The sequence below is a fragment of the Flavobacterium sp. LAR06 genome (genome assembly GCF_041946075.1).
Classification (GTDB): domain Bacteria; phylum Bacteroidota; class Bacteroidia; order Flavobacteriales; family Flavobacteriaceae; genus Flavobacterium.
Window position 1 is genome coordinate 111,652 of record NZ_JAUTYT010000002.1, and the last position, 12,151, is coordinate 123,802.

Annotated in this window: 7 protein-coding genes; all 7 read right to left on the bottom strand. The window is 32.4% G+C overall.

The window, feature by feature from the left end; translation table 11 throughout:
* Positions 1-137: 137 nt before the first annotated feature.
* Complete coding sequence (locus tag Q7C23_RS03730) at positions 138-2,456, bottom strand: BamA/TamA family outer membrane protein (protein ID WP_375031238.1); 2,319 nt, start codon at positions 2,454-2,456, stop codon at positions 138-140.
* Complete coding sequence (locus tag Q7C23_RS03735; RefSeq protein WP_375031239.1) at positions 2,440-7,533, bottom strand: translocation/assembly module TamB domain-containing protein; 5,094 nt, start codon at positions 7,531-7,533, stop codon at positions 2,440-2,442. Before Q7C23_RS03735 ends, Q7C23_RS03730 begins: the two co-directional genes overlap by 17 nt.
* Positions 7,534-7,726: 193 nt before the next feature.
* Positions 7,727-8,686 carry a GSCFA domain-containing protein gene (locus Q7C23_RS03740; RefSeq protein ID WP_375031240.1) on the bottom strand — a complete coding sequence of 320 codons (960 nt, stop codon included), beginning with the start codon at positions 8,684-8,686 and terminating at the stop codon, positions 7,727-7,729.
* 167 nt (positions 8,687-8,853) lie between these two features.
* Positions 8,854-9,606, bottom strand: coding sequence for a hypothetical protein (locus Q7C23_RS03745; RefSeq protein ID WP_375031241.1), 753 nt, complete (start codon positions 9,604-9,606; stop codon positions 8,854-8,856).
* 144 nt (positions 9,607-9,750) lie between these two features.
* Positions 9,751-10,485, bottom strand: a complete 735-nt coding sequence (locus Q7C23_RS03750) for a hypothetical protein (protein ID WP_375031242.1) — start codon at positions 10,483-10,485, stop codon at positions 9,751-9,753.
* 264 nt (positions 10,486-10,749) lie between these two features.
* On the bottom strand, positions 10,750-11,064 hold the full coding sequence (locus Q7C23_RS03755) for a hypothetical protein (RefSeq protein ID WP_375031243.1): 315 nt from the start codon (positions 11,062-11,064) through the stop codon (positions 10,750-10,752).
* Between the two features lie 248 nt (positions 11,065-11,312).
* On the bottom strand, positions 11,313-12,092 hold the full coding sequence (locus Q7C23_RS03760) for a hypothetical protein (RefSeq protein ID WP_375031244.1): 780 nt from the start codon (positions 12,090-12,092) through the stop codon (positions 11,313-11,315).
* Positions 12,093-12,151 lie beyond the last annotated feature (59 nt).

Below are 12,151 nucleotides of genomic sequence, written 5' to 3' on the forward strand. Positions count from 1 at the left end.
TTAGACCAATTTACTTCTTTTTTTGAAAAGGTAAATCAAAAGATGGCCACGAATTCACGAATTTAAAATTTGTAAAATTTGATCTTAACTTATCAACTTTGTATTAAAAAAATTCGTGAATTCGTGGCGATCGTCTTTTAAAATGGATATCCAATGGCGATATTCAAAATCAGGTTTTCTTTTCGCCAGGGTCCGCTTCCAAAATCGATATCTTTTATTACCCATCTTTCGCCGTCGGGCAGGTAAGGTTTTCTTAAGGGAAATGCTAAATCGGTTCTTAAAATAAAGAACGAAACATCGAACCTTAATCCTACTCCGGCGCCTACCGCAATTTCTTTCATAAAATCTTTAGATATTTCGGCCCCTGGTTTATCCGGATCTTTATTCATCAGCCAAATATTTCCGGCATCAATAAATGCAGCGCCTTTTACAATACTAAAAAGTTTTGCCCTGTATTCGGTACTGAATTCCAACTTCAAATCTCCTGATTGATCTGGTAAATAATTATTTGAAGTTTCAGTATTCAAATAACTTCCGGGTCCAATTGATCGCGCTCTAAAAGCCCTAATACTATTGGTTCCACCAACTACAAATTGCTTGGATGTTGGCAACACACCTGAATTACCATACGGAATTCCGACACCAAGAATGACTCTACTAGCCAACTGACTTTCTTTTCCGAGTTTTAAATAGTGCCTAAAGTCTCCTCGAAATTTTGCATATTGACTAAATGGAACATCAAATATTTTGATCGTATCATTCTTTTTGACATTTGCTCCCGTAATTAAACCTGTGACATTTCCAGCCAAATCAGCTTCTCCACTAAAATAAAACGTATTCTTTTTACGTTTTTGCATTGTATTTGTATAGGTATAGGTATACGTTGGTCCAAAAATCAATTGTTTTTCGATCACTTTTTTTAATGATTCATCCTCTTCAGCATCCGCTAAATATTCTGCCGTGACATGATTTGGACTCACATAAGTAATATCCATCAAATTCAACTGATGTTCTTTTCGGACATTCTCTTTCCACAAATAACCGTATGACGCTTTAAACGAATTTAAAGCATACAATTGCGTTCTATTTTGATATTCGTATCTCACTGTTGCTTTGGTTCTCGGCACATATTCACTCGAGCCTTCAACATGAAAAAATGGAACAATAAATCTCGGCCAGGTTAAACTGGTTTCTGTTCCCACCTTATAAATATTTTTACCGTTATTCGTTCCGGAAAGCTGAAAATCGGCTCCTCCAAAAACAGAAACGGTCAGCAATTCTGCTCCTCGAAATAAATTTCTGTTGTTCCAATTTACATTAAGTTCTGTACCGGTATAACTGGCCGAATTCGTTTTCCCTAAAACCTCAACACGGATAAATTTCTTTGGCAGTAGCGTTAAATAGTAATACGAATCTAAAGTCTTCGGTAAACTTTCCGAAGGTTTAAATTCATTCTTTACAAAACTAAACGTTCCGAGGTTGACAAATCGATTCAACGTCAAATTATGGTCTTTTCTGTTATATAAATCTCCTTTTTTGAAATAAATGGCACGATCAAAAACTCTGGGTTTAAAAGTATCAGCGGTATCGATAATAGTAAAATCTTTGTACTGAACCACATCTTCCGGCTTGTATTTCAAACTATCTTTTGAAATAGAAAAGTTTGGATACACGATGATTTTATTAATCTTATAAGCTGTAAGTGCTTTTGGCGGTGCATCAGCTTTTATTACCAGTTTAATTTTTACTTCATGATCTCCTTTTGTACTATCAACCTGCGCTAAAATATAATCTGGATTAAAGTAATAATAGCCGCGTTCTTTAAGTCTGGCGTCAATACGTTCGCGTTCAGATTTAATAACATCCAAATCATAAGGTTTACCTACTTTCAACAAACTTCTTCGACTTGATCTTCCAATTATTCTTGACATTGCCAGAGAATCATCAGGAAAAGTCACACTTTTAATAATGTATTGTTTTTTGGGTATTACAGTATATTCTGCAGTTGCTCTTTTATTTTTAGCTGTAGAATCGGCGCTGACACGCGTTTTAAAGTAACCGCGATTTTCAGTAAAATTTCGCAAAACGGATGCATTATAATCTAAATCAACTTTACTGAAAAGCACTGGTGGTTCACCCACTTTTGTACGTAACCAATAGCGAAATCCTTTTTGTTTTTTAGGTTCTCCGGCAATATTATAAAACCATAATTTAGGTCGCAATCCTAAAAAGCCTTTGTTTGGTTTAGGACGCAACAATCCTTCCAGCTCTTTCTCCAGTTCTTTTCTTTCCTTCTTTTTTATAACAGAATCTTTCACTGTCACAGAACCACCTGTGTACAATAATTCGCCTTCTGGCAGATATTTTGTATTACTGCATCCAAAAACAAAAAATAAGGATAGCGCAATAAAATACCTGATATATTTCGTTCTCCTATTATTATGTTTTTTGTTCATCTCCTTCTAATTGATTTTCGTCTTTTTCTTTATCCTCTTTCTCTTTTTGCTTTTTCTTTTCTTTACGCAGTTTCTCTTCTCGAATCATTTCTTTTTCTGCTAAAGTGCGATGAAACAGTTCTCTGAATTTATTGTAACTCATCGTAATAATAAAAGCAACTCCGGTTTCAATAACCTGACCTTCTACCGCCACCTGATACTCATTTTTTCGATAAGCGCGAAGCATATAACGGCCGTCTTTGGTCAACTGATAATCTAGTGCGACGTCTCCGGCAATATTGGTACTTTCTTCATTAGCTCTTTCCTGGCCTTCGACTGCGAAACTGCTTCCAACTGTAATTTTTAATCTGTCATCCAATAATTTTTTAGAAATTCCGACATTTAAATCCGTTCTGTCTTCTCTGGTTCCTGAAGTGTAATCGTCTGTAGATTCCAGATCAAATTCTAACTGAACTCCAGTGATTAATTCTCCAGCTAAATCGTTCAATTGCTGAGACAGAATTTTGCTCACACTTTGTCTGGCCAATGACTCTGCACTTGTTCCACCACTTTCGCTCGCAAACGGATTTTCACCAATAAATCTGTTCAATAATAAAAGAGCAAAAACTTGTTTGTTTAATTCGGCCGGCTCTTGTCGCAATTGTTCTAATTTTTGCTGTGTAGTTTCTACGATCGCAGAGGACACATCATAATTTCCGTCTGGCAAAACAATATCAAATGTGATTTCCGGCTTCATTAGTTCGCCATTCATTTTCAATAAAGTCTGAAATGGTATTTTTTGTTTATAGGTGTTTTTAGTGGTTTGAGATTCACTTCCTAACTGATTTCCGAGTAAATCGATTGGTGCCGCTTCTACTTTGTAAATCGCCGTAATATTTACATTCGCCATCGTTGGTTCACCGTTCCAGATAATGTAACTTCCTTTTTGTATATTGAATTTTCTTCGGATCATGTTGAAATTCATTTCATACGCACCATCCGAGAATTCATATTTACCTGTTAAAGTTGTTTTTCCTGAAGGATCAATTCCACCTGTCAATTCCGCTTCGCCTTTTAGATTCAAATAATCGCCGTTTCCTTTATCAATTACCAATGTAAGATCAGCTTCTTTATCTATTGAAATCGCAACATTCACGTCCATACCAAGCAATTCAGACTGATCCAGTTTTGCTTTCATTTCAGCTGTTTGTCTGAGGTACACATTGTCTTCGTCTACAAACTCGACAATCCCTTCTCGGTCTGCAATTGATGGATCGGACTGTGGCAAAACAACTGAAAATTTAGTTTCGTCCTTGATTTTGATAGTACCGCCAACAACAGGATTTTCAAGTGTTCCTTTAATGTTCAGTTTGGTATCTAAAATCAAATCTCCATAAAACAAATCGTTGTCTTTCTCCTTAGAATGAATCGCTCTAAAATCATCTGCGACAACGGTCAGGCCAAAATCAAAATTGGTATAATCTGCCGATTTAATGGTTCCGTTTATCGTCAGTTCATTATCGTTTTCATCATGGAAAGTAAAAGAATCAAAAGTAATTACATCATTTTGAAGCGTTATTTTCTCTTGTTTTGTTTTAAAAAACGAATCGAATTTTGCTACTCTGAAACCTGTATCATTAAAATTCAACTCTCCATTTACTTTTGGTGCGCTGGCGTTTCCTGTAATTTTGAAATTACCAGATAAATATCCGGTTCCTTCTTTAATATTATCCATACTGAAACCCTGAATACTTTTAATATTTAGTTTATTCAAATCTAGATTAAAATCAAGGTTTCCATCTGCAATAGCGTATGTTCCAGTCAAGTTTACGTCATTATCTTCTCCTGTCAGTGTGACATTGGCGTTCAATACATTATTGGTTTTATTATCCACTTTTACCGCAATATCACCCACTGGTTCACCTTTAAAAGCAAAATCATCAATTTTTATGTCTGATGTAAAAGTTGGTTTTGTCATTACATTTTCAGCAACAGCATTTCCATTGATCAAACCTTGCATTAACAATTTATCTTTTTTGACGATATTCATAATCGTCTCGATTTTGAAATTTACAAAATCAACTTGTAATGGCGCATTATCCGGAGTTCCCTGCGATTGAATTTTAAGTTCATTTCCGGAATTTACTAAAAAAAACTTATTGATATAAAGTCTTTTGGGTCCAAATTCAACAACATTTTCTGGATCGATATTCCATTTATCATAATTCAGCACAAAGTTTTCTGCATCAATTTTGAAAATGTTTTTAGAATCTTCTGCTTTAAATTCACCCGCAATAAAATACTGTTGTTTGTCTTTTGCATCTTTTACTTCCAATGCATAATCCAAAATATTATTTTCGATTTTTCCAGATAAACTTGTGAACGGAATTTTCAAAGAACCGCTTTCAATTGTGGCTACGGAAATCTGATATTCCAAGGCATTTTCTTTGGCTTCGATATTGATTTTTCCGTCAGCGATTGTATTATCCCCATAAACAATTCTTGGAATCGTTCCTTTAATTTCTAAAGAATCGGTTACGTTATTGTATTTTCCTTCGATTTTTAAAGGCTCTAAACCCGTTAATTTTGGAACTAATTTAAAAAGAACGGGATCATTGTCAACCGTCAATGTAAAAGCCAAACGCTGTTCATCCGATTCACCATTTACTTTCGGATTCTTTAAATCGATGTACTTTGACAATGATTTTTTTACGGCCGAAGCCAAAGTGGTCAATTTGTATTTTCCATCGACTTCAGCTTTCAAAAACTGAGATGAAATTTTAATATTATTTCGGCTTTCATCAGAGAAAGCAATTACTCTAATGGAATCTAAAACAATTGGTTCTTTGTCCTGTAAAACCTGAATATTAGAAAGAAACACCTTTCCGTTTAAAAAATCCGGATTGCTATTGGCAATATCTGCATCAACATTTCCACGCAGTTTCATTGGTCCGGCATGAAGATGCAGTTTTTCTAAATCGGCTATATCCAGATTTAATTTTAATTGAACAGATGGATATTTATCTTTTGTATTTCCGCTCGCGACTAAATCAAAATTCAAATTCGGGTCTTTCATTCCGGATTTTACTGCGAACGAACCGTTTTCAATATTTCCTTTTAAAGCTAAATCTCTATAGGTATATTTATTGAAAACAGCTTTCTGAACCAAACCGTCAAAATTGGCCTGTGCCGTTTTTGGATCTAAACCTTTGCCTTTTACTTTCGCTTTAAGCGTAATTTTTCCGATCGAATCGTTTTTGATTAATCTACCTAAATTAAAATCCAATAAATAAACAGTCGCATCGTATTTCTCTCTTTTCTTAACGCGTTGGTCAAATAAAGCATCTATTTTTGCATTTCCGAAACTACTGTTTAAAGCTAAATTCGTTTTGAAATTCTGAACTGAACCTTTGAATTTGCCCTGTAAACTCAATTGAGAAGGCAATTGAATATTTTTCGGAATTGTTCCCGCCGGCACAAATCCATAAATATCTTTTGAAGTACTTGAAAGTTTCTTAATATCTAAATCGTAATACGCTTTTTGAGCATCAGGCAAACCTTTAATCTTCCCCGAAAGGGAAACTTTTGTGGTGCCGATTCCGCTCATTTCAAACTGCGGAATATTCAAATCTTTCACTTTTCCGCTCAAGCGGGTATTTAAATACAAAATCGCATTCGGATTACTTTTAAACGGATTTGTTTTCTGTAAATCTGGAGCAAATAATAAAATGTCTTTAAACCCAATTTTCGATTGATTCAAATTCGCATCCAGACTCAGATTCGCAATATCCTTTTTTAAAGCGTCAAGCGAATGATAGGCCACTTTTATTTTATTTTGAAGAAGCGTTTGCGGTGTTCTTAAATAAAAATTCTCTAAAGACGCATTTTTAGGACCGTAAAAGAAATTGGTTTTTAAAGACTGAATCTGCAATCCGCTTTTATCGTTTACGGCAAGTGCTTTTATATTTCCTGAAATTGTATCATTCCCATAATATAATTTCTCGGCCTTAAAATTGAATTTATCCAAATCCATATGGCTGTAATCAATTCCTTTTGAAACAGGTTTTGATTGCATATCATCAAATTTGAAAGCGATATTTTCTAAATTGACATCGGCCAGTTTTACTTTCCAGCCCGATTGTTTGATTGCCGTTGTATCTAAACTCGGTGCCTGAATTTGTTTGTCTTTTGCACCCAAACGCAAATTACCTTTTAGATTTTTTACTTCAAAAGTATCAAAATCCAGGAACTGATGGTTCATATCAATTTTATTGACTGACAAATCCAGATTGCCCAGTTTGATTCCGGAGTCTAATTTTGAATCTTTATTATCATATAAAAGATCAATTTGTGATAAACTGATTTTTCGAAGTTTTAAACTAAAGTCTTTTCTTTTTGAAATTGTATCAACCGTTTTTACTGAAACTTCAGCGATTTTCTCAACAACATCCTGATTCAAAACTACTTTTAATCCTTTTAAAGCAATATTCGGAATATCAAAATTCATTTTGTCCAAATCGAATTCTTTGAATTTCGTATCAAAATGCGTCAGTTTTACGCGAACATCATTTTTAGAATAATCGTCTTTAAAATTGAATTTGATGTTATCGAGATTTACTTTTACAACCGATATTTCAAAAGGCTTACTATCGGGGTCTTTTGGTTTTTCAGGTTCCTTTGATTCGAAAGCTTTTATGATATAATCAAAATTGAAAACACCTCCCTTATTTCTGGAAATATTGACTGTAGTATTTTCTAAAGAAACCGAGTTGATTTCCAATTCACTGCTGACCAATTTAAACAAGTCGACATCAACCACTAAACGTTTACCAGCCAGCAAGGTATCTTTCTTTTGATCTTCAAAATAAAAACCTTCCAAGACTACATCTTTTGGAAATTTAATCGAAATATGATCTAATGCAACTTTAGTTTTGATTTTATCATGCAGATAGGTTATCGCTTTGTCCTTAACGAAATTCTGCACGGACGGCACCTGAATTAATATAACAACTAGAAGTAAAAGTGCAATTATAGAGCCCACGCACCAAAGCAGTATACGTAGTGTTTTTTTAAGAAAATGAATTGTTTTGGTATTCATACGTCAATAAAACACGTTAGATTAAAATTGCGTTATTATAAGGCTGTTTCTCTACAGTTTACAAAATTGAAAAATTTAAACTTTAACAATTTACACAATTTCGACCAAATATTCTAGAATTTTATGGACAAATAATTATTTTCCTACTTTTGAGACTTTGCCACGAAGGTGCTAAAACAGTAAGAAATTGTTTTTAGAATTTGATATTTGGCCATTTTTCGCCTAATGCATGTATTTTTTGCCGAAGTTTAGAAAGGAATTTTTGATGCTGTTCTGATTCAGGATTGAAGCTTCTGTGGCGTAGGCTTTTTTGAATTTCTGAGATTTCCTGCATTACAGAAATACTTTCTTCCGTCATATAATTTTCACTGAATTTATGCCAGATATAATCAATAGCAACCTGATTGGGGTGCAACATATCCTCGGCGTAAAAGCGATAATCACGAAGTTCATCCATCATGATTTCGTAGGAAGTGAAATAATTGTGAATTATAAATTGTGAACTGTAAATTTTTAAAACCTGATGCAATGCTGTAAACAAATGTGATTTACTTAGTTGATTTTCTGCAAAGCCGTCTTTGATGTGGCGTACGGGTGAAATCGTAAAAATGAAATTTACGTTGGGGTTTATAGTCTGAATTAAATCGATTGTATTTTGAATGCTTTTCTGAATCACATCAGTCGGCAATAATTCTTTTGAGAATTGTTTTTGAGGGACTTTATGACAATTGGCAACAACCTCTTCACTTTCCAGATTTCTGTAGATCCAGGATGTTCCATATGTAATAATAATGTGAGTTGCTTCTTTTAATTTCTTATTCGTTTCTGAAATCGCTTTATTTAAAGTTTCAAGTAATTCTTGTCGGTCTGAATTGCTTAAATCCGAATGTACTTCAAAAGAATGCCAACGTTCATTATGAAAGAAAACGTCTTTTTCTGTAAACCATTTTTCCTGAACCGTTCTTTCAATTACTTTTTCAATGGAGAGCGGATTAAAAATAATTCCAAAAGGATTTGTTTCATTCTGAAATTTAAAATAATCGAATTTCTCCGCCATATTTTCGACAAAACAAGAACCAAAAGAAAGTACTTTCGAATTATAATCGATTGGATTATTAGATTTTGATAGCGGGATTTGGGTTCTGAATTGCATGACTTTGAATTGAAAAACGAATTTCACGAATTTTCATCAATAAAAAAACCAAATACAGAAGTATTTGTTTTTTGTACTTTATTTTTCCGGGTGTGTTTAATGAATAATCTCTAAACTAGAAATAACTTATCTGATTATTAAAAAATGAGGTTGGGTATATTTAGCACCTATTCTTGCTCATAATAATATTGTGCTGTCCATTTTAATTCGCCTTCTTTATCAAAACATTTACTTTGGGTTGGAAAATCATTTTCGTTGTAAGCATAAGTAAAAGTATCCAAATATCCGTCCCCAGATAATTTAGTAATATTATTAAATGATGATTGGTAATCTTTATCTGTTAGAAGATTCATCCCTGTAATATTCTTTAAAGGATTATTTTTTGTATCATATTCACATGTATAAATTGACTCTGAAATAGAAGTTCTCAGTTCCGATTTTAATAAATTTCCTTCTTTATAGGTAAATGTCCCAAAAAGATCAAATTCTATTTCCTCTCCCGTCTCTTCAATGACAGTAAATTGCTCAGAATAAACAATGCCTGTTTTATAATTATATTTAATTCTACTTAAATAACCGCCGTTATTTGGATATTTATCAGTTTTTGAAGCCAGCTTTCCGTCGATATATTTATATTCTGTCTCAAATGTTAGTTGTTTATTTGCTGAAAACATTTCTTTTTTTGTTATAAAATCCCCTTCATAAGTATAGATAGCGTATGTACCATCATTATAAGTCTCACTTTTAATATGGTTACCATCATACTTAAAATCTACAGAAGAATACGCGCCAGTTGAAAGAGTCACATACACAATTTTTGTTAGTTTGGATTTTTTTATAAAAATCTCACTAGAATCATCACTTGAGCAAGAGGTTAAGACAAATGTCATGATTCCAATAAGGTATAAAATTTTCTTCATTTTAAATAGGTTATATAATAGTAGGAAATTTAGGTGCTGAATTGTAAAAGATTATTTTGCGTAAATTTTGATTGTTTTTACAAACAAAAAAAGCCAGAAGTTCATTTACTCCTGACTTTAATTTATAACTTCTATTTTAATATATTAATAGAAATATTCTGAGGTATAATCATCTCCTTCTACATTATCAATACTCGTTTCAGGGTAACCTGCTTCATTGTATTTATAGCTGTAAGTAGACCAAACATCTCCATCAGCAGTATCAGAAATTTCGTTATGAAAAACGCCAGTTCCTTCACCATCAACAAAAGAAATTTTATCTAATCCTAAAATGTTTTTAGCTGCATTGTTTTTACTGTCGTAAACATATTTATGATCTGGTGAATTTGTACTTGTAATTTCAGATACATCTCCATTAGCAAATGTAATTGTAGATGTTCCACTAGCATCTGTTTGAGTTTTGTCATCACCACTGTATGATTGGACCGAAATTGTCCCATTTGAATTAAATGTGTAAACTTCTTTGTACCCTCTTAACTCATCATTATCATATTCAACTCTTAAAAAAGTTGCTAATTTTCCATCAGTATAAGTAAATGTATTTGTTTGCTCTACTGTTCCGTCAGGAAGTTTAAATTCAATCTTAGTAATTAAATCTCCAGTATAAGTGTAATGCATGTTTATTTCTTTAGCATCATCAATCACACTTACAATCTTATTTCCGTCATATGTATAATTTACTGTTGTTTTCCCGCCTGTGCCAGTTAAAACTACTTTTTTAAGTAAAATCGCGTCAGAATCGGAAGAAGAAGAGTCATCACTAGAACAAGAAGTTAGTAATAAGGTTAAAGCACTAAAAAGGCATAAAATTTTTTTCATTTTGATTTAGGTTAAATTTATAATTACCGCAAACGTAATACAACCCTAAATCAAAACCTTACGGGATTCCACATTAAAAATATATAACACAACTCAAGCACCAGTTAAAACACTAAAAAACAAGCTACTTAGAAAATAAATGAATTTAAAAAAAACAAAATACCATACAAAAAATTAGTCTTTTTCTTCTTTTTTTTGAAATGTTATAAAATATGTTCCGAAAAAAATAAAGTAGTCAAGACATAAAAAAAACACTGCCAAATTTCATTTGTGAAAAATTATACATTTATAATAACAAAAACCTCCGTTATTGAGGCATTGCCTTTTACTTTTATTTATCTCGTAAGTGTATTCAATTTCATATTCTATTGATTTACCTTCACCTGTAAATGATGTTTGTTTTGTTGGATAATCTTTATCATTATAAATATAACTTGTCAAATAAACACTCGAATCAGGTAATACACTATCTGTTCTTGTAATTTTTAATATATTATTTGTCGAGCATTCCGTTTCTTTTAATAACAAATCAAGTCCCAAAATATTTTTAAGAGTTTTTCTTTTTGGTATCATATTCATAAACTCTGGTTGAAACAGAAACGCCATATTTAAACTGATCTTTAACAAGGTTACCATCTTTATAATTAAGACTGCCTTCACTACTTTTTGTTTCTAAATTAGTATCAGGATTAATTGAGAGTTTATATATTTTATTTTGATAATGGGATTGGGTTATGAATTAATGCGGCTTCAAATCCATTTATCACGCAAAAAAAATCTCCAGCATCAAATAATTGATTACTGGAGATTTTTTCGACAAAAACTAATTAATAAACAATCTCTAGTTTCTCAGAATCAATAGCATCTCCTACAAAAGATTCTATAAGAAAATTACTATCATTATATTTATTAGTTGTCGTTGTAGATACAGTTTTATCAGCATTCCCATCACTATCATAAGTTACAATAGTATTTGTTACTGTATTATTTACTGATGAAAAATCAAAATTATCATCTAAGTCCAATAAAAGCTTTACGCCTGTAATATTTGTAAAAGGGCTTTTCTTATCATCAAATGTACTTGTAATTTTTTCTTTTAGACCGTTAACATATTCTGTCGAAACCAAATTTCCGTTTGAAAAAAAATAAGTAGTAGTAGTGTCGTATGGAATCTCTACATTATTTATTATATCAGATACTTTTGAAGTAATTGCACCATTTGCATTATAAACGAAAGTTAGTTTTTCCTGAATAGTTTTATCAGATTCTCTTACAGTAATTTTAGAAGCTAATTTACCTCCTTCATATGCATAAACTTCAGTAACTTGTAAAATACCCGATTTATAAGACTCAACTTTTGTAATAACTTCTCCTGTATAAGTATAAACAGATCTTGAAGCATCAGAAAGTGCAATATCCTTCAATTTATTACCATCGTAAGTTATAGTGTAGGTAAGACTTCCTGATTCTCCATTTTCAACAGTTGTTTCAACTATTTTTTTGGGCAATAATGTTTCAGATGCTCCATCTGTCGAAGAATCGTCGCTAGAACAAGAAGAAATAAGCACCATTGATAAAGCGCTAAAAAGGCATAAAATTTTTTTCATTTTGATTTGGGTTAAATTTATAATTACTGCAAACGTAATACAACCCTAAATCAAAACCT